The organism is Flavobacterium eburneipallidum, from assembly GCF_027111355.2.
Classification (GTDB): domain Bacteria; phylum Bacteroidota; class Bacteroidia; order Flavobacteriales; family Flavobacteriaceae; genus Flavobacterium; species Flavobacterium eburneipallidum.
In genome coordinates, this window is record NZ_CP114291.2 from 3,107,691 (window position 1) to 3,134,433 (window position 26,743).

Genomic DNA, 26,743 nt, shown 5'->3' on the forward strand with positions numbered 1-26,743 from the left:
AAAATCATAAAATAAAACTAAAGTTCCTATTTTTACGTTTATCATTTTAAACTATTATTATGAAAACAAATTTCAAGCCAATAATTTTATTTCTTTTAACTCTTTTTGCTTTTCAAAGTTGTCAAGACGATGATGATGTGGCAGCACCTGTAAACCTTGAAGTAAATGACTTTATTTGGAAAGGCTTGAATCTTTACTATTTATGGCAAGCCGATGTTCCTAATTTATCGGATACCAAATTTAAGAATCAAACGGAACTCAACTCTTTTTTATCTGGTTATTCAAAACCAGAAAGTTTATTTGAAAGTTTACTTTACAAACCAGAAAGTCTTTTCCCTGGTCAAGCCGTGGACAGATTCAGTTGGATTGTAGATGATTATTTAGAACTCGAAGGTGCGCTTCAAGGAACTACCAATAGCAATGGAGTAGAATTTAGTTTAAATTTGAAAGCAGCTGGTTCGCAAGAAGTAATAGGTTGGGTTCGTTATATTGTACCCAATTCAAATGCCGCTACTAAAAACATAAAGCGTGGCGATATTTTTTATGCAGTTGATGGAAAAACTTTAACATTGAGTAATTATCAATCCTTATTGTTTGGTTCAAATAATGATTATACACTAAATCTAGCCGACTTAAATGGTGGTGCTTTTACACCAAACGGAAAATCGGTAGCTTTGACCAAAACGGTTTTGAACGAAAACCCTATTTTAATAAATAAAGTAATTGTTTCTGGATCACACAAAATCGGATACTTAATGTATAATGGATTTTATTCTGATTATGACAACCAATTAAATACTGCTTTTGGCGAACTTCAATCACAAGGAATTACGGATTTGGTTCTCGACTTGCGTTACAACAGTGGTGGCTCGATTCAAACGGCAACAAGACTCGCCAGTATGATAACAGGAAATTTTAAGGGGCAAATATTTGCCAAGGATCAATTTAACGCCAAAGTACAGCAGTATTTTGAAGCCAATGACCCTGAATCCTTGAAAAATTTATTTACAGATAAAATAGGAACAACTCCTATTAATCATGTAAATATGACCAAAATTTATGTTTTGACATCAGCAAGCACTGCATCGGCAAGTGAACTGGTTATTAATGGACTAAAACCTCATATTACTGTAGTTCAGATTGGGGATGTAACCACTGGAAAAAATGTGGGTTCAGTAACATTATATGATTCTCCAACGTTTGGCAAAGAAGATAGAAACCCAAACCATCGTTATGCCATGCAACCTTTGGTTTTGAAAATTGTAAACTCCGAAGGTTTTGGAGATTATCAAAATGGACTGCAACCTAATTTTGCTTTAAAAGAAACGATTACTAATCTTGATGTTCTTGGTAGCACTTCAGAGCCTTTATTAAAATTAGCCATTGCAAAAATCACAGGTACTGGTAAACTAAAACCAGAAAAACCTGGTATTCAATTTGATTATATAATAGATTCCAAATCAGCAAATGGTTTGCAAAACCAAATGTACCTCAACAAAGCACCCGAGGGTTTATTGAAAGCATTGGAATAAATTATAATATACAAAACGGAAGCCGTCTTATTAACTTGAGACGGTTTTTTTGTTTTATACAAATTACTTTAAACCTTTTAATGATTTTCACATCCAATACTGCACCGGTAATTCTTAATCTTTTCATCATTAAAAAGAGAGAAATCAAAAAGTTAAAAAAGCACTAAAAATGTTCATTAAAACAAAATTAGTATTGGTATTGTAATATTTATTTTTACATTTGTATTATTTTTATTTATTCTAAATAACAAGTTAAATACAATTTCTATATAAATCATTATGAAAAAAAACATTTTCATTTCTTTTGCACTAGCATCAACTTTATTCGTTAGTGCACAGCAAAAAAACAGCCTTTTAGATCAATCTTTTTGGAAAACATCACCAGATGTAGCAACTGTTCAAGCTGAGATAGCAAAAGGGAATAATCCATCTGCATCAACCGCTAATTTATTTGATGCTGTTGTTATGGCAATCAATAGCGATGCTCCAACAGCGACTATTAAATTCTTGTTAGAACAACCTGGAAATACGGTAAATAAACCAACCCATGATAACCGTATTTATCTACATTGGGCTTCTGGAAAAGGGAATTTAGAAATTGTACAATATTTAATTGACAAAGGTTCAGAAATTAATTTAGAAGACAGTCACAGTAGTTTCCCAATTACAGCTGCTGCTGTTAATGGTGTTAGCAATACTGCGGTTTACGAGGCTCTTTTTAAAGCAGGAGTTGACCCAAAGAAAAAGTACAAAGACGGAGCGAACTTATTGCTTTTGTCTATTGCATCGGACAAAGACTTAAAACTGGCTACTTATTTTGCAACCAAAGGAATGTCTATCAAAGATGTGGATGACAACGGGAATACAGCCATAAATTATGTTGCAAGAACAGGAAATATTGCTTTAATCAAGACGCTTTTAGAAAAAGGAGTAAAACACAATGACAACGCATTACTTTTTGCAGCTCAAGGTTCTCGTAGAGATTCCAACACTCTTGAAACTTATAAATACTTGGTAGAAGACTTAAAAATAAAACCAACAGCTACTAGTAAAAACGGAGAAACCGTACTTCATTTTTTAGTGAGCAAACCCAACCAAAGTGACATCATCAATTACTTTCTGGCTAAAGATGTAGATGCAAACAAAGCCGACAACGAAGGAAATACACCATTGATGATTGCTGCTGCAGGTAGAGATACTCAAGCATTACAACAATTATTGCCACTTGTAAAAAATAACAATACACAAAATGGAAAAGGAGAAACAGCTTTATCAATAGCAGTAAAATCAGGAAGTCCAGAAGCTGTGACACTACTTTTAAACAATGGTGCCGATGCAAAAACAATTGATAAAGACGGAAATAATTTAGGTTTTTATTTAGTACAATCCTATCGTCCGCAAATGATGGGTGGAATGGGAATGGGTCGTAATCCAGAATCTTCTAACGCTCCTAAACAAGATCCTTTTGCTGCCAAAATAAAATTATTGCAGGACAAGGGATTAAATTTGGCAACTCCTCAAAAAGACGGAAACAGCTTGTATCACATTGCCATCATCAAAAACGATTTAACTTTGCTTAAGAAACTTGCCGATTTAAACATTGACATCAATCTCAAAAACAAAGATGGTTTAACCGTTTTGCACAAAGCTGCGATGATTTCTAAAGACGATGCTATCTTGAAATACTTGGTTTCTATTGGAGCCAAAAAAGAAATTACCACTGAATTTGAGGAAACGACTTATGCTTTGGCAAAAGAGAATGAGTCGTTAACGAAAAACAAAACCGATATCGAATTTTTAAAATAAGATTTTCGTTTTTCGTCCAACAAAAAACGAACAACGAAAATCGAACAACGAATAAACCAAAAATGAACATGAAATCAATACTAAAAATAGCTTTTACAACTGCACTAATCTGCCTTTTATCCTTTCAAGCCACAGCACAAACAAGCAAGTATAAATGTATGCTTCAAATGTCAAACTACGTAGGCGAAGGTGCTTATGTGGTCGTTTCGCTTATCAATGCCAAAGGCGAATACGAAAAAACATTGTACGCAATGGGCGATGACAAAAAATGGTACAATACTGTCAAAGAATGGCACAAGTTTCAAACCAAAAAGAAAGAAAATTTGAGTGCTAAAACAGGTGCGTCAGTAACTGGTGGAGACCGTAGTATCACTACATTTGAAATAGAAGATTCAAAAATCAACAAAGGCTATAAATTAAGATTCGAATCAGCTGTTGAAGACAATAAATACTATGCAAATGATGTTGAAATTCCATTAACAACAGATGGTCTTGCTGCAAAAACAGATGGAAAAGGCTATATTCGCTACGTAAGATTGAATAAAATCTAAATCAAAAACTTTCTTTACCATATAAGTCTTATAAGTTTTAATATTGAAACTTATAAGACTTATATGGTAATTTTTTTAAAATAAAATTATTACGAATGACTCTCTCTTTTTGGCGTTACTCTCACTTGGCTTTGGCTCTATTTTCGGCTGTATTTTTGCTATTAGCATCGGTAACGGGTGTCATTCTCGCTGTGGATGCGGTACAGGAAAAAATCCCACCTTATCAAGTAGCCAATTTTGATAGCATAACGCTGGAAGAAACTTTGCCAATTCTTCGAAAAGAATATCTGGAAATAACTGAATTGAGTGTCGATCACAACCAATTTGTAACCCTACAAGGAATTGATCAGAAGGATAATGATGTAAACGCCTATATTGACCCAAGAACTGGGAAAATATTAGGAGAACCTATTAAAAAAAGTGAGTTTATCAAATGGACCACTGCGCTTCATCGTTCTTTATTCTTAAAAGAAACAGGACGTTTTATTGTGGGCTTTATCTCTTTTCTTTTAGTTTTAATTTCCATTTCAGGATTTGTTCTAGTTTTAAAGAGACAAAGAGGAATACGCAATTTCTTTTCGAAAGTAATTAAAGAATATTTTGCTCAATATTATCATGTTCTTTTGGGAAGATTAGCATTAATTCCCATTCTAATAATTGCTCTTACGGGAACGTATTTAACATTAGAAAAGTTCAATTTCTTCATCGAAAAAACGGATACTGATGAAAAAACCGAAGTAGTAAAACCAACACCCATTTCACAAAAAGACAATGCTTCTTTTTTCAAAAACACACTTTTAGCCGATGTTCAGAAAATTGAATTTCCTTTTTCAGACGATCCAGAGGAATATTACATCATCAAATTAAAAGACCGTGAAATTGAAGTCAATCAAATTACTGGAGCCGTAATAAGTGAATCGCATTCACCAATAAAAACCCAATTAGCCGATTTGAGTTTGGATTTGCACACCGGTCGTACCAATGTAATTTGGGCTATAATTCTTGGTATTGCGAGTTTGAATATCCTGTTTTTTATCTACTCTGGTTTTGCAATGACTTTAAAAAGAAGAGCAAGCCGTATCAAAAACAAACACAAAGCCGAAGAAAGCAAATTCATTCTGTTAGTGGGTTCTGAAAACGGAAGTACCTTACGATTTGTTAATGCCATTTACAAACAATTATTGGCTCACGGAGAAAAGGTTTTCGTCACCGAATTGAATAATTATACCACTTATCCAAAAGCAGAACATCTGATTATTTTGGCATCCACTCACGGATTAGGAGACCCACCGTCTAATGGAACTAAATTCATATCACTTGCCAATCAAATTGAACAAAAGCAAAAAATCAAAGTTTCAGTTGTAGGTTTTGGGTCAAAAGCGTATCCTGATTTTTGCGGTTATGCTCGTCAAATTGATACTTTATTGGCAGAACAAAATTGGGCAGAACGCATTTTAGAATTACAAACCGTAAACGACAAATCGGCTGATGAGTTTGTAAATTGGGTGAAACTTTGGAGTGAGAAAACAGGAATTTCGCTTTGTGCTACCCCATCATTATACAATCACGTTCCCAAAGGTTTGCAAAAACTGATGGTATTAGACAAAACTCTCATTTCTGACACGGAACACACTTTTTTATTAACGCTTCGGGCAAATAGCAGAACCCAATTCACTTCGGGAGATTTATTGGCTATTTATCCAGCAAACGATACCAGAGAACGTCTCTACTCTATCGGTAGTCATTCTGGAAATGTACAATTAGTGGTAAAATTACATCCTCAAGGATTGGGTTCAGGCTTTTTATACAATGTAGAAGTGGGTTCGATTATCAAAGCCCGAATTATTAAAAATCCTGCTTTTCATTTACCAAAAAATGCCTCTAAAATTGCTCTAATTTCAAACGGAACGGGTATTGCTCCTTTCCTTGGAATGATCGAACAAAACAAGAAAAAAACCGAAATACATCTCTACAGTGGATTTAGACAAGCTACTGAAACGGTTTTAGGCTATGAGAAATTTGCTATGGAAATGATTCAAAAACACCATCTTAAAAATTTTCAATTGGCTTTATCCCGCGAAGTGAATCATCATTATGTGATGGATTTAATTCAACTTGATGCTGATTTTTTTGTAGATTTACTGACTAATGGAGGAGTTATCATGATTTGCGGTTCATTGGCCATGCAAAAAGACGTAGAAACTATTCTGGATAAACTTCTTTCTCAAACAGATTTGACTATTTCAGATTATAAAGTCAGAGCCCAAGTGTTGACGGATTGTTATTAAAACCTCACCCCAACCCTCTCCGAAGGAGAGGGAGCCGAAATTCTAATAAGTGATTTTTTATAATAATCGATTTTCCTGCAAGGTCTGAAAAAAGACTCAAAAATAATACCTACAAGGTCTGAAAAAGACCTTGCAGGATTAAAAATAAACTATGTCAATTAAACAAAAAATCATCTTTATTCTTTTAATCTTGTGCACTTTCCCAAGTCACAGCCAAGTCTTGCGAAAAAGAACCACTATGCTAATGGGTGGACGTTTTGACATTACCATTGTAGCCATAGATTCATTAGCAGCAGAACAAAATATTGATGAAGTTATTGGTGAAATCAGCCGAATAGAAAATTTAATCTCCGACTGGAAATCGACTTCCCAAGTATCGGAAGTAAATCAAAATGCGGGAATTCGCCCAGTAAAAGTCGATAAAGAAGTTTTCGAATTAACAAAAAGAGCCATTCAATTTTCTGAAATTACTAATGGTGCTTTTGACATCAGCTTTGCCGCAATGGACAGAATCTGGAAATTTGATGGGTCTATGACCGAAATGCCTTCAGCGGAAGCCATAAAAAAATCAGTAGAAAAAGTAGGCTATAAAAACATTATTCTGGATAGCATCAACTCGACCATTTTCCTGAAATTAAAAGGAATGAAAATTGGATTTGGTGCTTTGGGAGAAGGATATGCGACTAACAAATGTCAGGAAATGATGCTTGCCAAAGGAATTCAATCCGGAATTGTAAATGGCTCTGGCGATATGAGTACCTGGGGAAAACAACCTAACGGAAAACCTTGGAATATTGGCATTACAAACCCTTTCAAAACCGATAAACTAATTGCCATTGTTCCTCTTGAAGAAAAGGCAGTAACCACATCGGGAAGCTATGAAAAATTTGTAATCCTTGATGGCAAACGCTATTCGCACATCATCAATCCAGCGACGGGTTATCCTGCAACTGGATTATGTAGCGTAAGTGTTTTTGGTCCAAATGCTGAAACTGCGAATGGTTTGAGTACTTCGCTCATGGTTTTAGGAAAAGAAAAAGGTTTGATTTTACTCGAAAAATTTCCTAATTATAGCTGCTTAATGATTACCGATGATGGAAAAGTAGTCAAATCGAAAAACTTTAGGATTAAGAAATTCAAAGCCAAATTCTAATCTTCTTCTTCTTTGATTTTGGTAACCAAATAAATCATTATCGCTCCCAAAAAAGCCATTATCAAAAACGCCCATTTCATACTTAACAGTTCCGAAATAAAACCTACCATGGGCGGCACAACTAAAAAACCTAAATAACCAATGGTCGAAATGGAGGTAATGGTGTTGCCATTATTTTTTTTTGCTGATTTTCCAGCCATGCTAAAAACCAAAGGGACAACGCAGGAAACGCCAACACCAATTAACACATAACCCACAATTGTTGGAATAACAAAAGGCAAAACAAAACAAATTAAAAATCCTAAACTGATAGCAATAGCACTGTAAAACAAAATTTGTTTGATGCCAAATTTCATCACTCCATAATCGCCAAAAAGACGTCCAAGAGTTACTGCTGTCATAAAAAAAACAAACGCAGCAGTGGTTAATTTTGGTGAAGCATGAAGAATGTTTTGAAAATAAATACCACTCCAATCGTACATCGTATTTTCGCAAGCCATGGCTACAAAACAAATCAATGCAAACTTTATCAAGTCTTTATCAGGCAAGGAAAACAATTTCTTTTTCTCTTGAATAGGTTGAGTCAAAATACTCATCGGATAGAAAAAAGCGGTAACTGCCATCATAACTACACTAGTTCCGAGTAAATGATAAGAAGGATCAATATGTTGAGTAACCATAATATAGCCCAAACCCGCTCCAGTAAAACCTGCCAAACTCCACACAGCATGAAAGTTAGTCATGATAGATTTTGGATACAACTTTTGTACTTCTAATGCTTGAGTATTAATCGACATATTGAAAATATTTCGTGAAGCTCCGAAAACTAAAAGAATACAAACCAATTGCCAAACAAAAGCGGCAAAACCAGGCAAAGCCAACACAAAATTGAACAAAACTGCCCCTAAAAGCATAATAAATCGGCTGCTGTATTTGTTTAATAATTGTCCTGTAAATGGCATTGTCAATATCAAACCTATTGGAAATGCAAATAAAACCGCTCCGAATTCGGCTTCACTCAAGTGCAATTGTTTTTTAATATCTGGAATTCTGGAAGCCCAAGAGGAATAACCAAATCCAGAAACGAAAAAAAATATCGTGGTAGCAATTCGGTATCCTTTTGGAGTGTTTGTTATTTTTTTTAAATAGGAAAAAATCATTTGAAGAAATTATTCAATTCATTGGAGCGCAAAATTAAGCCTTTTAAAACTAATTACCCAGAAGAGTGTTGATTTCAAAAACAACTACCAAAATTTTGAGCAAATCTATTATGTTATACCTCAAAATTGTTAACTACAAGCAAACAGTGTTTTAATTTAGAATACAAATCTTAAAAAATCATTCTATCATTAAAAAAACATTAGAAAATAAAGTGTCGATTCTCATTTTTTTTATCAAAAACTAAAAAATTGGTCAAAAATCTTGATTTTAAAATAATTGTTTGTATTTATTCTAAATAAACTTTGTTAACTCAAATGTTGGTTATACATTTGCGTAATTATTTTTATTAAATCCAAATAAGCAACATGAAAACTGTTTTACTTTCAGCATTAACCTTATTATTTAGCCTTTCAAGCCAAGCGCAAGATATGGCAAGTGCCTCTGGAATGATTTCTAATGAAACAAACGAAAGTATTTTAGACACTGTAAAAAATAAAAAAAGAGTCAATCTAAAAGAAGTAACTGTAACTGGAAATAAGCACCCAAAACCAGTATCAGCAATACGCTCGGGCTTGAAACCAATGGATGTACCACAAAGCATACAAGTCATTGGTTCGGAAATCATAGAGCAACAGCAAGCCATTCGTTTGAGTGAGGTAATTAAAAATGCTAATGGAATTTATGTAAGTTCTGCCCGAGGTGGAGCTCAAGAATCATTTTTCTCAAGAGGATATGATATGTCTGCTAATAATATGTTTAAAAATGGTTTCCGTTATAATTCAGGTTCTATTCCAGAAGTTTCTGGTCTTGAAAAAGTAGAATTTCTTAAAGGAGGCGCTGCCTTATTATTTGGAAATGTTGCTCCTGGAGGGATTTTAAATTTAGTAACCAAAACACCTTCGTTTAAAAGTGGTGGCGAAATTTCGATGCAAGCCGGAAGTTATGCTTATTACAAACCATCGGTTGATTTTTATGGCCCTTTAAATAAATGGATTGCTTATAGAATCAATGCTTCTTACGAAAATTCAGAAAGTTTTAGAGACGTAGTAAAAAACGAGCGACTTTATGTAAACCCATCGTTCTTATTTAATATTAGTGATAAAACTCAAATTACTGTTCAAGGAGATTATTTAGATGCTGATTGGACTCCAGATTTTGGAACAGGTATGATAGGTGAAACTATTTTAGATTTGCCTCGCAACGCCTTTTATGGTTCACTTTGGTCAACTGGAAATACAAAATCAGCAAGTGGTTCAATCTTGGTAAATCACGATTTCAACAAAAATTGGAAATTAAATTTCAACAGCTCTTATCAAGACTTTCATAGACAATCAAAATCCACAGCTCAAATAGCAAATGTTACTGCAACTGGAAATTGGACAAGAGGATTAGTTCAAAATAAAAATTTAGAAACAATTCTTGGCGATCAATTAAGCTTACAAGGAAACTTTAATACAGGAAGAATTAAACATCAATTATTTACTGGTGTAGATTATGAAAATTCATATGCTACAGCTTACACTTATGGTTTTTTTGCAAACCCAACATCTACAACAACCATTAATTACGGTACAATAAATCTTTATACTTTTGATGCTGAAACTCAAAGAAATGATGAGCCAGAATCTAGAAACACTGCAATTGCATATACTACCACAGACCGATTTGGAGTTTATGCCCAAGATTTGATTTCGTTTACAGACAAAATCAAACTTTTAGCAGGTATTCGTTGGTCTTGGCAAGAATCACAAGTGGTTACAGATACTTACACTATTAATCCAGTAAAAGTGACAACTGTTGAAGCAAAAAAACGTATCGATCAAGCTTTTACTCCAAAAATAGGATTGGTTTACCAGCCTTTAAAAGATATGTCTTTATTTGCTAGTTATTCTAGTTCTTTCACACCCAATACTGGATTGACTGTGAATGGAGATGTATTAGAATCTTCTATAATAGATCAATATGAAGCAGGAATTAAAAAAGATTTTTGGAAAGGAATTTTAAGCACTAATATTACGGTATATCAAATAGATAATAGTAACCTAGCACAAACAGCTCCATTTTTAGCAGACGGGATTACTGAAAATGTAAATTCACAAATAAGAGTTTTAGGAGGAGGAACAAGAAGTAAAGGAGTTGAAGTTGATATAACTGCAAGACCTATTGATGGTTTAAACATAATTGCAGGTTACAGTTATAATGATATGCGATACACCAAAACCTCTGGAACAAGCGGTAGTTTTATTGAAGGAGATCGCTTGACAAGAACCCCAAAAAATACTGCTAACTTAAGCTTTTTCTATACATTACCCTCTGGAGTATTAAAAGGTCTTTCGATTGGAGCCATTGGAAATTATATAGGAAACCGACTTGGGGGTTGGAATAATGACTACGTATGGACAGCTGTAGCACCTACACCAACAAATCCTAATCCTAATCCAGCCTACACAGTATCCGTTAGAGATCGTGATTTTCCAATAGAAGGTTATGCAACTATTGACGCTTCAATAGGTTATGCTTGGAAAAAATTGTCTTTACTATGCAAACTATCAAACATTACAAATGAATTGAATTATACCGTACACGAAAATTATAGTATCAATCCAATTGCACCAAGACAAGTAATGGCTAGTCTAAAATACAAGTTGTAGTTTGAATTCTATTAAACTTAAAAATCCCAATCCTGAAATGATTTCAAGATTGGGATTTTTTTTATCTTCTGGATTTAAAATAGTTGGATAGATTTTCGCAGCCTGACAAATCAGAACTGAATTGAGGAAATTGCCCTGTAACTCTTTTTGAACTACTAAAGGTATTTTTCTCTGCATAATCCATCATTCGCAAACAAAGGGCTTTGAATTTAGGCGTTTTAGCATTTTCGAAAGCTAATTTGTAATATGTTGATGCTTTCTTTTTGTTTCGATATTCAATTTCATCAATATACGATTCATTTTCAAATTCCTGTCCGTAATAAGAAGAACTGCTCGAATAACGACGCATCATCCAAGAATTGCCATAATCAGACATATTGTAATAACAATTCGCTAACAGAAAATAGTAATAATCTCGATCTTTGGTTTTCGGATTATAAGCCAAATTGGTGTATTTTATTAAATGTTCGGTAATAGAAAGTTTGGTAACTAGGAACTTTTCTTTGTGTTCGATGAAGTCTTTGGTGTATTTAAAATCATAAAAAGGATTTTGGTCAAACGAATAGTCTTCTCCATAATTTCCTCTTTCCCAAGCATTGTAATTCTCATCCCAATAACTTTTTCCAATAGATTTATAAGTTACCAAAGCCTTATCCAATTGATTTTCCCTGATGTATTTGGTTCCCAACAAATCCTGCAAATAATCTTTGTCTTTTAGTAATCTAGCATAAATAGCCTTTTCAAATCCAGATGAAAAATCGGTTTTCAATTTATCAACAATAGTTTGCAAATCTTGGGCAGCATACACAAAATCCAAATAGTCAAAATAAGTGTAAAACACTTCTAAATTTCCCGATGTTCGAATGCGATTGCCTTGCCATTCTACATTACTAACATCATAACCATTATCAAAATTAGTTTCCAATAACGAAATCAAAGCCATTCCATCGGTGATATTTCCCTTAAATTCTAATTCTCTTCCAAAAGCAAAAATAAAGCGTTCGTCATTTTTATACTTTAAAATCAGATGCTGAATTTCAGGTTGAATAATGGCTTTTCCATACTCCTGATTAGCTGTAATACAAAGTGCTTTTATTTTTTCGATTTGTTCCACCGCTTTATTGGTTTTGTATGTTTTTTCAAAAGAAGCAATTTGCTGTAAACAATCCGAATATTTTCTGGTGATGAATTGCAAATTGATTTGAGCCGCTTTCCAAATCATAGGATTTTGAGTAGCTTTCAAATCGATTGTTTGAATAAAATCTAATACTTCTTGCGCATACAAACGATCGTTTTCAGAACGATTTCGCAAAGTTTCGGTAGTGATTTTATCTGTATTATCGCTCCAATAATCAAATTGTGTGGATGGCAAATAATTGGAATAATAAGGCGTGTAAACCCAATCTTCAATCTTATTAATTTCTCGTAATAACAAAAAACCTAGAATCTCGGATTTTGGATTTTTTTTGTAAATTTCTTTCAAATAATCCAAAGTCTTATCTACTTTTTGAATCGAAGCATACGCATAAACATTCGCAATTTCTTCTTTGGTTTTCGCCTGTTGCAAAACTTCGCTAATTTTGAAATTCTCGTGGAAATAGTAATAACTCGCATACGCTTTTTCAGGACAATAAGCCATCAAATTCGCTGCATTAACCATCGCTTCCGCATCTGATTTTGTAAAAGTGTAAAAAAATAAACTCCAATTATAGAGATAATCTTTTTTGCTTAAATTGAAATTATCCTCAAAAAATTTCTCCATAACATCTTGTCTTTTGGCATAATACGCTAATCGAATCGTCAAAAAAGCATATTTCCGTTTGAAATAAAGATTCTTTTCTCTTTGGGTAATTCGAACTAATTTATTCAACAAAACAGTTCGTTCATTGGTATTCGCTATTTCATTTCTTTCCCAAGAATCTTCCTCAAAAACATTATTTACAGCTTCGCAATTCTTTGCCATTTTCAAATATCCAATCGCATCTAATTTCTTATTTTGATATAAATATTGGATAAAATCATTTGTACTTTTGGCATGAATATCGGTCAATTTCAAATTATTATTAAAATCCTCAATGGCTTCAACACTGACCATTTTGTTGGTGTAATTGTGCCAATCCAAAATATTGGCTTCTACATTTGCCCTATAATCATTTGGATTTTCATCATAATCAAATCCGAATAAATTAGCATTATAATAAAAAGCTTTGTAATGCGAATAATTAAAATATTCGGGTTGGAACAAGCAATACCGAATATCTTCACCATAAGGCGAATAACCACAAGCCAGACTTTTGCAAAAACTACTTGCTAAAAGAACTATAAAAACTAGAAATTGCTTCATTGTTGTATTTTTTGAAAGTGCTATCATCTAAATGAAATAAGGAAATGGTCGTATTTTGGTTCAATTCCACATTTTTTTTAATAATTGAAATGGCTTCATTAATCGTTTCTGTTGAGATTTCTTCACATTTGATTTGATCTCCTTTCTTGAAATAAGAATCATAATTATAGGTTGTATCCCTTGTAACTTCATACCACATTGGTTTTACTTCCTTGGCGAATCCTGAAATTTCCGCCGAATTGATATTCAACAAACCCGAAAAACGATTGTTTTGATACCATTGTGTCCAATAAAAAACAGGCAATGCCACATCTAAATGAATGGGATAAATACGTCTTTCATTCAGATACGATTTTAATTCAGCTAAATCCAAAATGGAATTTTTGTTTTTGTTCGACAATGGTTTTATCAAGTTATAACACATCAACATCGCTTTGTCCACAGGTGGAACGCCCATAATTTCGGGATATTTGTACGGATACAAACGAAGCGTGCAACTAATATCTTTAGCAGACAATTCCTTTATTTTTTTCAGCAAATAGAAATATTTGTCTTTGGTCGATTTGGTCCAATCGCAATCTATTTGAATTTCGGAGTATTCAAAAATGCTTTTATTTTCGTAACCTTTATGGTATTTATCCACCAAAAAAACTATATTATCTGCCAATTTATCCAAGGATTTTTCAGTATTATATTGAAAAATTTCATTCTTGATGAAAATAGTTGGAACGATATGCAATGAATCTAATGCGCGAAAATCATAGTCACTAGGTTTGCTTTTTTCATAAGGAAAATTACCCATCGTTTCATTATAATCCACTTCAAAAAGTTTGAGGTATATTTTTTTGACTTTCAAATTTTTAATTTTCTTAACCGATTCTTCTCCAAAAGCAGTATTACTTTTCCAGTAATAAAAAGCTCTTTCCACATTTTCTACCTTACTTTCCTTTTGGGAACAAGACAAAAACAAACAGGAAACAAATACAAACAAAACTATTTTTTTCATGAGATATAGGAATTTTATTAAAGTATAAAATCATACTAAAATTATATTTTTTTGAGATACAAAAATCAAAAAAAACTTTTTGAAGAAAAAATCCCAATCTGAATAATATCAAAATTGGGATTTCATATTTAAACAATTCTTCAGTTATTTATTTCAACCCAGCCAAACTCTGCTCAATCGTAGCAATTTTAGAAAGTGCATCGGCTTCTTTTTTGCGTTCGTTTTCGATGATTTCAGGTTTTGCGTTGGCTACAAACTTTTCATTTGACAATTTCACCTGTACCGATTTTAAGAAACCTTTGATGTAATTTAACTCTTCGGTCAATTTAGCGATTTCAGCTTCAACATCAATATTACCTGAAATTGGAATAAAATATTCATTCGATTTTACACGGAAAGACAAAGCACCATCCACTTTATCCGAAACATATTCCAAGGAAGTGATGTTTCCTAATTTGGTTACCACCGAATCAAAATAAGTCGAAGCTTTATCATTGTTTACTACCTTCAATTCAATTGTATCCTTGAACGGAATATTTTTGTCTTTACGAATCGTTCTGATTCCTGAAATCACTTCTATTGTGTTTTCGAAATCGGTAATTAATTGCGCATTGAACGGTTTTATTTCTGGCCAAGTCGAAACAATTAAAGCTTCTTCTGGAGTTCTTTCTGCCAATAATTGCCAAATTTCCTCTGTCAAGAACGGCATAAATGGATGCAATAATTTCAGATTACTTTCCAGCATTTCTATCGCTTTTGCAAAAGTTAGACTATCAATTGGCTGTTGGTAAGCTGGTTTGATCATTTCTAAAAACCAAGAACAGAAATCGTCCCAAACCAATTTGTAAATTCCCATCAAGGCATCGGAAATTCTATATTTTTCGAAATTATCCTCGATTTCCAAAAGTGTTTGTTGCAATTTGGCTTCGTACCATTCAATCGCCACTTTCGAAGATTCCGGTTGCGGAATAGCATCTGAAACGTCCCAACCTTTTATCAATTTGAAAGCATTCCAAATTTTATTGGTAAAGCCTTTTCCTTGGTTGCACAATTCTTCATCAAACATAATGTCGTTTCCAGCAGAAGCACTCAAAAGCAATCCCACACGAACTCCATCAGCTCCGAATTTCTCAATTAATTCCAAAGGTTCAGGTGAATTTCCTAAAGATTTCGACATTTTACGTCTTTGTTTGTCACGAACCAAACCAGTTAAATACACATTCGAAAATGGTTTTTCTCCAGCATATTCGTAACCCGCAATAATCATTCTGGCCACCCAGAAAAATAAAATATCCGGTCCAGTTACTAAATCATTCGTTGGATAATAATATTTATAATCTTCGTTTTCAGGATTCATAATTCCGCCAAAAACGGACATTGGCCATAACCAAGAGGAGAACCAAGTGTCCAAAGCATCAACGTCTTGACGAAGGTTGTTGGTTGTTAGTTGTTGGTTGTTGGTTGTTTTTTTGGCTAAAGCCAAAGCATCTTCGATGTTTTCAGCAACTACAAAATCTTCTTTTCCATCGCCATAATAATAAGCTGGTATTTGCTGTCCCCACCACAATTGACGGGAAATATTCCAATCGCGGATATTATTTAACCAATGTGCGTAAGTGTTGTCAAAACGCTTTGGATGTAATTTAATATCCCCATCTTCTAAAACGGATTTAATGGCAGGCTTTACCAAATCTTCCATTTTCAGGAACCACTGGTCAGACAAACGAGGTTCGATTACGGCTTTAGTTCTTTCGGAAGTTCCTACTTTATTCAAATGAATTTCAGTTTTTGCCAAATCGCCATTCGATTCTAATTCTTTTGCAATTTCAGCACGAACTACAAAACGGTCTTTCCCTTGGTAATGCAAACCAAAACTATTTAAAGTCGCATCTTCATTGAAAATATCAATAATTTCCAAATTGTGTTTTTCTCCTAAAGCTTTATCGTTTACATCGTGAGCAGGAGTTACTTTCAGGCAACCCGTTCCAAATTCCACATCTACATATTCATCTTCAATAATTGGAATTACACGACCACAAATTGGCACAATGGCTTTCTTCCCTTTCAAATGGGTAAAACGCTCGTCACTTGGGTTGATACAAATCGCAGTATCTCCAAAAATAGTTTCCGGACGTGTCGTTGCTACTGTCAAGAAATCTTCTGAACCTTCAATTTTATATTTCAGGAAAAATAATTTTCCTTGTTGTTCTTCATAAATAACTTCTTCGTCAGACAAAGTAGTTTTGGCTTCCGGATCCCAGTTTACCATTCGATACCCACGATAAATCAAGCCTTTGTTATATAAATCAACGAAAGATTTGATTACAGATGCTGACATATCAGGATCCATCGTGAATTTAGTTCGGTCCCAATCACAAGAGCAACCCAATTGTTTCAACTGCTCCAAGATTGTTCCTCCGTATTTGTCTGTCCAGTCGTAAGCGTGTTTTAAAAACTCTTCACGGCTCAAATCGGATTTATTGATTCCTTCTGATTTTAATTTGGCAACTACTTTTGCTTCTGTAGCAATCGAAGCGTGATCCGTTCCTGGCACCCAACAAGCGTTGAATCCTTTCAAACGTGCACGACGAATTAAAACATCCTGAATGGTATTGTTCAGCATATGTCCCATGTGTAAGACTCCTGTTACGTTGGGTGGAGGAATTACGATGGTATATGGAGTTCTGTGATCTGGTTCTGAATGGAAATAATTGTTCTTCATCCAGTAGTCATACCACTTATTTTCAATGGTTTTAGCGTCAAATTGTGCAGGAATTGTCATTGTATTGTTTATTTGTTTAATCGGTTATTCGTTTACCCGATTAAACAAATAACCGATTAAACAAATCACCTTTTCTTTTGGTCTGATTTTTGTAATTTTAATTGGGAACAAAAGTAAATAATTAAGTACAGTATAAAAAGAGAAATAAATAATTGTCCTGTGAATTAAAAAAAGTATTTTTACTATAATGAATATCCAAAAAAATAATGAAATGAAAAATATAACCACACTAATAGCAATTGTATTGTTTAGTAGTTTTGGTTTTGCTCAAAAAGGTGCAAAAATTCAATTTAAAACAGCTGACAATACAATAGATTATGGAACTGTTTCTAAAAAGAATGACAATGGAATTCGTTCAGTGGAATTCTCAAATACTGGTGATGCTCCACTTATGATTATCAACGTATTATCAACTCCTGGATTTACCATTACAACTAAACCCACAGTTGCTATTGCACCCGGAAAAACGGGAAAGATAGAAATCAAATACAATATGATTTCGGGACCAATACGAAAAACAATTGTAGTCGAATCGAATGCTGTAAACTACGATAGCGGAAGAATTCCTTTGAAAATTAAAGGTCAAGTTTCTGAATAATTTTCAAACTTTTAAAACACAAAAAAACCGTTCCAATTAATCAGAACGGTTTTTTTTTACGTTTAAATTTCTCTACAGGTTTTTTATCACAAATTCACTTCTTCTGTTGAGTTCGTGTTGCTCTTCGGTACACGATTCATCCGTTTTGCATTTTACAATTGGTGCTGACTCGCCATAACCTTTGGCAATAATTCGCTTGCTGTCAATTCCAGATTCTACGAGATATTCTTTGGTTGATTGTGCTCTTTTTCCAGACAATTCAGCATTATATTTTAAATCCCCTCGGGAATCGGTGTGTGAACCAATTTCGACAACCATTTCAGGGTATTTCTTCATTAATTCTAAAACTCGATTCAAAATAATTTTAGACTCTTTTCGGATGTACCATAAATCGTAATCGAAATAGATAGGATCTGTTTTGATAATCAATCGGTCTTTGTCCTTCACTACATCTTTTTCTTTTGCTAAAATGGCGTTGATTTTTTCTTTCTTTTTAATTTCAGCCTGAACAATTGCATCCTTTTTTGCTTTAATTTCCGCTTCTTTTAAAGCGATTACAGCCAAGGCCTCTTTCTGTTTTTTCTCTTCTTCCAATTGTTTTTTCTCTTCCTCGAGCTTTTGATTCTCTTGTTTTATAACCTCAAGTGATTTTAATGCCATAGAAGCATCATTCGAATAATCCCTTGTTTTTCTTGAAACAACAGCTTTAGAATTATTAGTATAATTTTCTTTAGAAACTAAAACAGTAAAAGATGATTCACAAGGAATTGTAAAATTAAACTTTCCATCAGCAGCAGTTGTTACTGAATTAATTTGTTTTTTAGCAGCATCTTGGATTACTACAATGGCATTTTCTAGGGGCAATTTAGTATCCACATCTGTAATAATTCCAGCTATAAACTGCTTACAATCTTCGATTATCAAATCTTTGATTTCTTTCAATTGATAAACATCATCGCTTCCTTTTCCTGCTTCTCTATTGGATGAAAAATAACCTTCTTTCGTATCCGAATCGATATTAAATGCAAAATCATCTAAATTAGAATTGACTGGCAGACCTACATTATTAGCTTTGCTGTATTCTTTATTTTTGATTTCAGACACAAAAACATCAAGCGAACCGTAGCCTAAATGTCCATCGGAAGAGAAATACAATTTATTGTCTTTGGATACAAACGGGAATTGTTCTCTTTTATCTGTATTAATTGCAGCTCCTAAATTTTGAGGAATTCCAAAAACACCTTCATTTACGGCTACCGAAAAAATATCAAATGAACCCAATGTTCCCGGCATATCCGATGCAAAGAATAATGTTTTTTCATCATTGCTCAAAGCAGGATGTTCTACCGAATAATTCTCACTATTGAATGGTAATGAAGTTACATTTGTCCATTTTCCGTTTACCAATTCGGTTTTGAAGATTTGAAGATTGGATACTTTTTCTTCGTTTTTGCCTCTTCTTCCGTTTTTGTAATTATTTCTTGTGAAATAAGCTGTTTTACCATCTTTTGTGAAAATAATATTGGATTCGTGCATCGAAGTTTTTAGTTCTTTAGCAAAATAACGACCAATAGAATCTCTCGAATTTATATTTTTTAGTGGTATTGAAACCAAGTTTAAATAGGTTTCATTATCCCATTTATAGACTTTATCCAATAATCCAGGTTTCTTTTTTACGGCAGCAAAAATCAGACTGTCGTTGTGTTTTACAGCTCCAAATTCTGAATTCTCCGTATTAAAAGCTAAATTTTTTATCTCATAACGGTTGCCAATTGCTGAAACATTTTCCAAGGTTTTAGTATCATTTTCAAATTGAGTTAAATCTTGAACATTTGCCGATTTGGAATAATAATCTTTTAAAACTGCGTTGGCTTCGTCATAGGAATTGGTTGCTTTTAAAGTATGTGCAAATTTGAAATAGTAATTGCTATCCAAATCCTGACTGTAACTTCTAATTAGAAGTCGGTAATAACGTTGTGCATTTTTCAGGTCATTGGTATAATAATAACTATCTGCTAAATTCTTAACAGCTTCCACGGAAGGTTTTTCTGCCACTATTTTTTCATACAACTCAATGGCTTCGGTATAATTTGTTCGGTCAAAAAAACGTTTTGCTCTTTCTAATTCTTGGTTTTGAGCATTTATAAACTGTATAGAAAATACGAATATAATAAGTAGTAATTTTTTCATATTTTTCATTTTAAAAGAATCTTGGTGATTTATCATATCCTTTTCCTAATAAATCTAAATTGAAGAGTAATATTATTTCGTGGGTTCCTGAATTGAACTGACCTATATTAGAAGTCGTATAATCATAGGCGTATCCCACTCTTAAATTAGGGGTAACATTTACATTCATCAAAACACTAAAAGCGTCATCCAATCGATAAGCGATTCCTAATTCAAACTTATTATCGTATAAAACATTAGCCGAAACATCAATAGCAATGGGTGATCCCGTAACAAACCTTGACATAAAAGCTGGTTTCAACTTGAACATATCATTGATTTGGAAAACATAACCAGCGGTTAAAAAAGCGTGCATTTCTTCGGATCCATAAGCGCTGATTCCTGCTCTCTCTTCGATATGTTTGGAATTAAACAAATTAGGAACTGACAAACCAACATAATAGTTGTCGGTAAAATAATAAGCACCCACACCAATATTGGGTTTAGTGGTATTGATGTTTTGAGAAAATGCCAAATCTGTTGTCACGTCACCGCTTTCAAAACGGAATCCATTGAAATTAGATTGCAAAGAGGTAAATCCAGCTTTCATACCGAAAGACAATTTATTATTACCGCCCAATTCCAAAATATAAGCAAAATCAGCATAGAAATTATTCTCTTTTTTGGCACCATCTCCAATATCATCTGAAATTAAAGACATTCCAACTTCAATCTTATCGCTCAAGGCTGTGTGTCCAAAAAAAGTAAAGGTTTTAGGAGCACCTACTGCTCCAACCCATTGTGTTCTGTATAAAGCACCCGTATTTAACATGGCTGCTTCCCCAGTTGCATAGGCTGGATTTACAGCACTCATATTGTACATATAATGCGTATATTCAGGATCTTGCTGCGCTGATATATCTATGATGTAAAAGAAAAAACTTATTATAAATAGTATTTTTTTCATTTGAAATTATATTAAAAGTAAATTAAATTATCGGTTCAAATAAAGACTGCCTTGTTGAGGCGACTTATTGTCTTTATTAAAATTGATAATATAAAAATAGACTCCATTAGGCACTATCGCATCACTAAAACCTGCTGATGCCGAATTTCTTCCGTCCCATTCTGGCTTGTTTTTATTTCCTTTAAACAGTACATTTCCATATCTGTTATAAATTTCAAAGGTGTAATTTGGATATAAAAATTCAACTTCGGGAATTTTGAAAGTATCATTTACACCATCTGCATTTGGAGAAAATCCATCGGGAATAAAAAAGTCATAAGTAGTAGTACTACAATCAGTAAGCGAAACCGTTACAGCAAAATTATTTTTCGGAAGACAATTGGTAATTGGTGAAACATCAAATCCGTAATAGATTATTTTATCTTGTAATAAAGTTGAATTGTCTATTAGATTTCCATTGACAGGTGCATCATACCATACTGTTGAATTAGGAATAGTAGTATTTTGCATCAAATCCAAAACTTTAGGTTTATTGATTCCACAAAAAGTCTGATCACTCTGATTTAATATTGGAGCGGAAACCTCATTTATCTTAACTGCAACTACCGTCGCTGTAGAAAGGCATAAAGTTGTTGGAGCTATTGTTTTAAGATAATAATTAGCAGATACTAATAAAGTAGAATTAGCAAGAGGTGTTGTGGCTGTTGCTGAATCAAACCATTGGTATTGTGCACCGTTCGGTATTAAATTAGCCACCGTAGCTGCTTCTATTTTACAAAACTCTTGTTGAGCTGTAGTGATTGGAGCTGCTGGAATAGGATTGATGGTGACCGCTACTTTCGTTGGTATTGAAAAGCACAAACTTGTTGGAGCTACTTCTCTCACATAATAATCTTTTGACACTAATAGTACTGAACTGGCAAGAGGAGTTGTTGCAGTTTCCGAGTCAAACCACTGGTATTGAGAGCCATTTGGAGTTAAATTACCCACTTTTGCTGCATCTGCTTGACAAAAATTTTGTTGACTACCAGCAACTGGAGCACTAGGGATTGCATTTATCGCAAAAGCATCTGATACTGTACTCACTACTACACCACAAGTTGTATTGTCATTAATTAAATTTGTCAAACTAATGGTCGTTGTACCAGTATTACTTAATAAATTAGAAGGAATAATAAAACTAGCATTTCCGCCACTAGCAACTAATGATAAGGTTTGTGTAGCTACATTGGCTCCCGATAATTGATAAGTAATTGTAGTAGCGGTCAAACTTCCTAAACCTGAAACTGCGACCGATACTGGTTCATTCAAACAATAATCATTTACAGCTATTTTTACATTTGTAGGATTGGGCAACGGATTTACTAGCATTGTTCCGTTAAGATTAACAATATTAGAACAACTAGTGATTGTATTGGTGATTTTTGTAATGGTTACTACTGTATTCCCTTCATTCACGATAAAATTTGACGGGATAGTAAAACTTGAAACACCTCCAACTGAAACAATACGAATAGTTTGTGATGCTACAGTATTTGTTCCTGACAAATTATAAATTATATCATAAGTACCGTCTGCTAAAAATGTAGCATCGGTAATTTGTACCAAAGCACTTTTATTCTGACATACAGGAGCAATTGTCAATTTGGCTCCATCCAAAACAGGAGTTGGATATACATGCAAAATATCAAACAAATCGTTTATGGTATTGTTACAAGCTCCTTCACTGTCAAAAGCAGTAATATTTGTTATTTGAACTCTAAAGTCTCCCACTTGCTGAAAATATTTTGAATCCAAAGGAAAATTTACTACTCCATTATTAAAAGTTACTAAATCGGTTTTGGTTTCGGCAGCTAGTCCAGATATAGAATATGTAACATAATATTGCCCGTTTGGAATAACCGCAGGTCCTTTTGTCAATGTAACTGAATAACTAGCTGATGCAATTTGAGATTCACATATATCTGAACTGACCACTAAGGTAGCTCCAGTAAAATCAAGTAATTTTTCGATTCTAATTCTTACTGTTGATGTTTTCTTCTCACAAATTGGATTGGTTGGCAAAACTGTGTAGGAGAAGGTATAATTTCCTATTCCAAAATTATTGTATATGTATTGAATATCTACATTATGATCTTTAAGAAAAGTAATTTGTCCAGAGCCATTATTGTCTTCCCATGTTCCTCCTGCATCCTCACTAGTAAGAAGATTATTCAAATCGTAATTAGAATAAACTGACAAATCATCACTATCACATAACAATAATTTAGAAGGATTTCCAGGTTTTGGTGCTCTAAAAACAGTAACAATCCCAGTTGAAGAAACTGCAGGACAATTACCAATAGCGGGTATAGTATAAGTAAATTGAGTATCTCCTAAACCTAATAATTCGGCATTAACAAAATTGCCCACAATTGGAGTATTTGTTTTATTATTATACCAACTTCCATTAGATTGCGCACTTACGTTACCTCCGCTCGTGTCAAAAACTTGAAAAAGGTTATAATTCTGATCATCACTACAAGCGGTACTTTTAAAATCTGAAACTCCTGAATAACCTCCAATAGTAACTGTAATTGTTGCCGATGTATCTGCACAACCTCCACTAACAGTATAAGTAAAATGATAAACTCCACTACTAGATATTATTTGAGCATTTAAAACCCCAGTAGTTACATCTAAACCTCTTGAAAGATTATCATCAGACCAAGTTCCTCCCGGAATAGCATTGGGACCTAGTAACGGAAACAACGCTATTGCCTGACTGCTAGAATTTGAAATATCGCATACTTCAAAATTTAAGACATCATTACCAGCACATTGCCCATAATTTTTAGTGGACGAGAAAAATAAAAGAATAAAAACTAGAATTAAGAAAGTGTATTTTTTAACCATAATTAAGTATTAAATTTCGTTAAAAATAATACTTTAATCCGAATAACACGGCAAAAAGCAATAAATCCGCATTTATTCACTTAAAAATTAGTCAAAAAAAAGGCTGTAATTTTTTAAATTCTCATAACACATTGTGTAATTGAAACTTAAATTTAAGCAATCTATCCTCTCTTTGAACCTCAAGAGTAACCCACTTTTCGTCCTCTGATTTTAAAATGGCGTTGATTTTTTCTAACGAAAAATAATGAGCTGGCATCCCATTTATACGCACTAAAACATCTTCTTTTTGCAAACCAGCCTCGGCAGCCAAGGAATTTTTTCGAACATTTGTAATAACATAAACGGGCTTCAAATCAAATTTGTATTTGAAATTATTGACAACACTACCTCCCTCATATAACGGAACTGTTTCTAAACGAACCGTTTCCTGAACCCATTGCAAACCATAATGTTGCAATTCAATTCCTGTTTTATTGTAACTAAATGGATCGTCAAAATGACTGTTTTTCTTCAAATACAACTTTTGATTAGCGTAATCAAAAACCACCAAAAACCTTTTCAAAATCTCCGCTCCTACTGAACCCGATCTGCTTTTTACCATTTTTACATTTCTAACAGAGGTTGTATCTGGAAATGCCACAATAGGATTTTTAAAGTTAAATCCTGACATTGAAAACCGATCAATCTGGGCTCTTTTTCCCTCAATATCTCCGCTAAATCCTTTTCCTAAATAATCTTCAAAATTTTTCTCGGGTACTTTTATATTTTTTGAACTATTTTGAAAAAGCCAAACTGCATCACTGTTTCCAATATCTATTAATAATTTGACAGGAATTTCCATATTACTCACCATCACATTAGCTTTAATATAAGGTTTCAATTTCTCGATAGTAATAGGAACGCTTTTGAATTTTTTCTCTATTTTGTTTCTATATTTTTCGGAATCCTTATAAATAGTAATTCTCTTTTTGTCGTAATTAATTTCTACCAAATTATTCTTCATAAAATGATAACCAATAATACCATTGACAGGAATTCCAATGTGCGAAGACAGATTAAAACTTTGATCTAAAATAACGTAAACCAAATGTTCGGAAGATTTCAAACCCGAAATCGTTAAAAAATTATTCTTGGATTTTAATCCATCCACAGAATTTTCACTTCCTAAACCTCTTAAAGCTACTTTTTCTACATCCAAAAAACGAACCTCTTTTTTATCGTCCATACTAAACAGAATCGTTTCATCTACACCTGAATCTAGCAAAAAATTCAAGGGTACTCCGTTCACTTTTATAGGAATAAAAATTAAATTATTGATTAATTGGAAAGGAATCTCTACTTTATCAACATTTTTTTCAAATACAAAGCCATCCTGCGCTTGAGAAGGCAAGCTATAAATAAACAAAAAACATAAAATAGCTATTGTTTTCATCAGAATTGTTTGTATAAAGTTAGGAAATTATTAAACAATAATCTCCTTTTAACGTCAAATTAAGAGGGTTGAGTCCATTAAATTAGAAAAAAAAGTCGCAAATTTGCAGTCAAATTTTTTCAATCATGCCTGAAATTTCCATCAGAGGTCAAAGAATGCCAGAATCGCCAATCCGAAAATTGGCTCCTTATGCTGATATAGCCAAAAAGAAAGGCCATAAAGTATATCATTTAAACATTGGTCAACCCGATATAAAAAGTCCAGAAATCGCCATTAATGCGATAAAAAATATTGACTTAACCATTATAGAATATGGCCCATCAGCGGGTTACGAAAGTTACCGCAGAAAGCTAGCTGATTTTTATACAAAACAAGATGTAAAAGTTAGTTTTGAAGACATAATGATTACCACTGGTGGATCAGAAGCCTTACTATTTGCACTTGGAAGCATTATGGATCCTGGAGATGAAGTCATCATTCCTGAACCTTTTTATGCTAATTATAGTGCTTTTTCAGAAGAATCAAGTGCAAAAGTTGTTCCTGTAATTTCCAATATCGAAAGCGGATTTACATTGCCAACCATCGAAGAATTCGAAAAAGCCATTACACCAAAATCAAAAGCAATTTTAATCTGTAATCCGAATAACCCAACGGGTTATTTGTATTCAGAATCAGAGATTAATCAATTGGGCGAATTGGTAAAAAAACATGATTTGTTTTTAATCGCTGACGAAGTGTATCGTGAATTTATTTATGACGAAAGAGATCAACATTTCTCTGTAATGAACTTAAAAGGAATCGAACAGAACGTAATAATGATTGATTCGGTTTCTAAAAGATACAGTATGTGTGGTGCTCGAATTGGTTGCATGGTGACTAAAAACAGACAAGTTATCGCTGCTGCAATGAAATTTGCACAAGCACGTTTATGTCCGCCAACCATTGAACAAATTGCTTGCGAGGCTGCAATTGATACTCCTCAAAGTTATTTTGACGAAGTAATTGTCGAATACAAAGAAAGAAGAGATACTTTGATTAGCGAATTGAATAAAATTGAAGGTGTTGTCGTGAAGACTCCAAAAGCCGCTTTTTATTGTATCGCTCAATTGCCTGTTGACAACACAGATGATTTTGCTCAATGGTTATTAGAAAGTTACGATTCAAATGGAGAAACTGTAATGGTAGCTCCAGCAGCAGGATTTTACTCTACGCCAAACGTTGGTTTGAATCAAGTTCGAATTGCTTACGTCTTGAAAAAAGAAGATTTAATTCGTGCCGTACAAATTCTAAAAGACGCTATCCAAGTGTACAATTCCGAAAAAAATCAGTTGGTTTTAAAAAGCACTGTTAACTAAAAAATAAAAAAGTCGCCACTAATTGCACAAATAAACACGAATTTTTAGATTCT

The 26,743-nt window shown here is 33.5% G+C and carries 16 protein-coding genes; 8 read left to right on the plus strand and 8 right to left on the minus strand.

Annotated features, from left to right (window positions below; genetic code table 11):
- Positions 1–59 precede the first annotated feature (59 nt).
- The 5 genes from OZP15_RS13145 to OZP15_RS13165 all read left to right on the plus strand — a co-directional run bounded on the left by OZP15_RS13145 (position 60) and on the right by OZP15_RS13165 (position 7,330).
- On the plus strand, positions 60–1,532 hold the full coding sequence (locus OZP15_RS13145) for a GFO_1087 family putative carboxy terminal peptidase (RefSeq protein WP_269225895.1): 1,473 nt from the start codon (positions 60–62) through the stop codon (positions 1,530–1,532).
- Between the two features lie 279 nt (positions 1,533–1,811).
- Positions 1,812–3,338: an ankyrin repeat domain-containing protein gene (locus OZP15_RS13150; protein ID WP_281336337.1), complete on the plus strand. Its 1,527-nt coding sequence runs from the start codon at positions 1,812–1,814 to the stop codon at positions 3,336–3,338.
- A gap of 68 nt (positions 3,339–3,406) precedes the next feature.
- The gene (locus OZP15_RS13155; protein ID WP_269225897.1) at positions 3,407–3,889 is read left to right on the plus strand and encodes a DUF2271 domain-containing protein; all 483 of its coding nucleotides are present in this window, start codon (positions 3,407–3,409) and stop codon (positions 3,887–3,889) included.
- 95 nt (positions 3,890–3,984) lie between these two features.
- Positions 3,985–6,177, plus strand: coding sequence for a PepSY domain-containing protein (locus tag OZP15_RS13160; RefSeq protein WP_281336338.1), 2,193 nt, complete (start codon positions 3,985–3,987; stop codon positions 6,175–6,177).
- 151 nt (positions 6,178–6,328) lie between these two features.
- Positions 6,329–7,330 carry an FAD:protein FMN transferase gene (locus OZP15_RS13165; RefSeq protein WP_281336339.1) on the plus strand — a complete coding sequence of 334 codons (1,002 nt, stop codon included), beginning with the start codon at positions 6,329–6,331 and terminating at the stop codon, positions 7,328–7,330.
- Here OZP15_RS13165 and OZP15_RS13170 read toward each other — a convergent pair.
- Positions 7,327–8,490: an MFS transporter gene (locus tag OZP15_RS13170; protein WP_281336340.1), complete on the minus strand. Its 1,164-nt coding sequence runs from the start codon at positions 8,488–8,490 to the stop codon at positions 7,327–7,329. The genes OZP15_RS13165 and OZP15_RS13170 overlap by 4 nt on opposite strands.
- A 366-nt stretch (positions 8,491–8,856) precedes the next feature.
- Here OZP15_RS13170 and OZP15_RS13175 point away from each other — a divergent pair, with 366 nt between their 5' ends.
- Complete coding sequence (locus tag OZP15_RS13175; protein ID WP_281336341.1) at positions 8,857–11,142, plus strand: TonB-dependent siderophore receptor; 2,286 nt, start codon at positions 8,857–8,859, stop codon at positions 11,140–11,142.
- 61 nt (positions 11,143–11,203) lie between these two features.
- Here OZP15_RS13175 and OZP15_RS13180 read toward each other — a convergent pair whose 3' ends face one another.
- The 3 genes from OZP15_RS13180 to OZP15_RS13190 all read right to left on the minus strand — a co-directional run bounded on the left by OZP15_RS13180 (position 11,204) and on the right by OZP15_RS13190 (position 17,274).
- Positions 11,204–13,486: a hypothetical protein gene (locus tag OZP15_RS13180; protein ID WP_281336342.1), complete on the minus strand. Its 2,283-nt coding sequence runs from the start codon at positions 13,484–13,486 to the stop codon at positions 11,204–11,206.
- Positions 13,446–14,492: a hypothetical protein gene (locus OZP15_RS13185; protein WP_281336343.1), complete on the minus strand. Its 1,047-nt coding sequence runs from the start codon at positions 14,490–14,492 to the stop codon at positions 13,446–13,448. Before OZP15_RS13185 ends, OZP15_RS13180 begins: the two co-directional genes overlap by 41 nt.
- A gap of 148 nt (positions 14,493–14,640) precedes the next feature.
- Positions 14,641–17,274: a valine--tRNA ligase gene (locus OZP15_RS13190; protein WP_281336344.1), complete on the minus strand. Its 2,634-nt coding sequence runs from the start codon at positions 17,272–17,274 to the stop codon at positions 14,641–14,643.
- A gap of 211 nt (positions 17,275–17,485) precedes the next feature.
- On the opposite strand from OZP15_RS13190, the gene OZP15_RS13195 reads away from it, so the two are divergent.
- On the plus strand, positions 17,486–17,872 hold the full coding sequence (locus OZP15_RS13195; protein WP_269225905.1) for a DUF1573 domain-containing protein: 387 nt from the start codon (positions 17,486–17,488) through the stop codon (positions 17,870–17,872).
- A gap of 72 nt (positions 17,873–17,944) precedes the next feature.
- Here the strand turns inward: OZP15_RS13195 and OZP15_RS13200 are convergent, their stop codons facing one another.
- The 4 genes from OZP15_RS13200 to OZP15_RS13215 form a co-directional block, all read right to left on the minus strand.
- The gene (locus tag OZP15_RS13200; RefSeq protein WP_281336345.1) at positions 17,945–20,062 is read right to left on the minus strand and encodes an OmpA family protein; all 2,118 of its coding nucleotides are present in this window, start codon (positions 20,060–20,062) and stop codon (positions 17,945–17,947) included.
- Between the two features lie 10 nt (positions 20,063–20,072).
- Entirely contained in the window at positions 20,073–21,008 is a 936-nt protein-coding gene (locus OZP15_RS13205; protein WP_281336346.1) for a PorP/SprF family type IX secretion system membrane protein, read from the minus strand.
- A 27-nt stretch (positions 21,009–21,035) separates the two neighbouring features.
- The gene (locus OZP15_RS13210) at positions 21,036–23,903 is read right to left on the minus strand and encodes a gliding motility-associated C-terminal domain-containing protein (protein WP_281336347.1); all 2,868 of its coding nucleotides are present in this window, start codon (positions 23,901–23,903) and stop codon (positions 21,036–21,038) included.
- 121 nt (positions 23,904–24,024) lie between these two features.
- The gene (locus OZP15_RS13215) at positions 24,025–25,335 is read right to left on the minus strand and encodes an aspartyl protease family protein (protein WP_281336348.1); all 1,311 of its coding nucleotides are present in this window, start codon (positions 25,333–25,335) and stop codon (positions 24,025–24,027) included.
- Between the two features lie 125 nt (positions 25,336–25,460).
- On the opposite strand from OZP15_RS13215, the gene OZP15_RS13220 reads away from it, so the two are divergent.
- On the plus strand, positions 25,461–26,690 hold the full coding sequence (locus tag OZP15_RS13220; RefSeq protein WP_281336349.1) for a pyridoxal phosphate-dependent aminotransferase: 1,230 nt from the start codon (positions 25,461–25,463) through the stop codon (positions 26,688–26,690).
- Positions 26,691–26,743: the final 53 nt, after the last annotated feature.

Bases quoted from the DNA above. Each gene is read 5' to 3' on its own strand.
- OZP15_RS13175 (WP_281336341.1), top strand. From the start codon at position 8,857: ATGAAAACTGTTTTACTTTCAGCATTAACCTTATTATTTAGCCTTTCA.
- OZP15_RS13160 (WP_281336338.1), top strand. From the start codon at position 3,985: ATGACTCTCTCTTTTTGGCGTTACTCTCACTTGGCTTTGGCTCTATTT.
- OZP15_RS13185 (WP_281336343.1), bottom strand. From the start codon at position 14,492: ATGAAAAAAATAGTTTTGTTTGTATTTGTTTCCTGTTTGTTTTTGTCT.
- OZP15_RS13150 (WP_281336337.1), top strand. From the start codon at position 1,812: ATGAAAAAAAACATTTTCATTTCTTTTGCACTAGCATCAACTTTATTC.
- OZP15_RS13215 (WP_281336348.1), bottom strand. From the start codon at position 25,335: ATGAAAACAATAGCTATTTTATGTTTTTTGTTTATTTATAGCTTGCCT.
- OZP15_RS13155 (WP_269225897.1), top strand. From the start codon at position 3,407: ATGAAATCAATACTAAAAATAGCTTTTACAACTGCACTAATCTGCCTT.
- OZP15_RS13200 (WP_281336345.1), bottom strand. From the start codon at position 20,062: ATGAAAAAATTACTACTTATTATATTCGTATTTTCTATACAGTTTATA.
- OZP15_RS13210 (WP_281336347.1), bottom strand. From the start codon at position 23,903: ATGGTTAAAAAATACACTTTCTTAATTCTAGTTTTTATTCTTTTATTT.
- OZP15_RS13190 (WP_281336344.1), bottom strand. From the start codon at position 17,274: ATGACAATTCCTGCACAATTTGACGCTAAAACCATTGAAAATAAGTGG.
- OZP15_RS13165 (WP_281336339.1), top strand. From the start codon at position 6,329: ATGTCAATTAAACAAAAAATCATCTTTATTCTTTTAATCTTGTGCACT.
- OZP15_RS13195 (WP_269225905.1), top strand. From the start codon at position 17,486: ATGAAAAATATAACCACACTAATAGCAATTGTATTGTTTAGTAGTTTT.
- OZP15_RS13205 (WP_281336346.1), bottom strand. From the start codon at position 21,008: ATGAAAAAAATACTATTTATAATAAGTTTTTTCTTTTACATCATAGAT.
- OZP15_RS13145 (WP_269225895.1), top strand. From the start codon at position 60: ATGAAAACAAATTTCAAGCCAATAATTTTATTTCTTTTAACTCTTTTT.
- OZP15_RS13180 (WP_281336342.1), bottom strand. From the start codon at position 13,486: ATGAAGCAATTTCTAGTTTTTATAGTTCTTTTAGCAAGTAGTTTTTGC.
- OZP15_RS13170 (WP_281336340.1), bottom strand. From the start codon at position 8,490: ATGATTTTTTCCTATTTAAAAAAAATAACAAACACTCCAAAAGGATAC.
- OZP15_RS13220 (WP_281336349.1), top strand. From the start codon at position 25,461: ATGCCTGAAATTTCCATCAGAGGTCAAAGAATGCCAGAATCGCCAATC.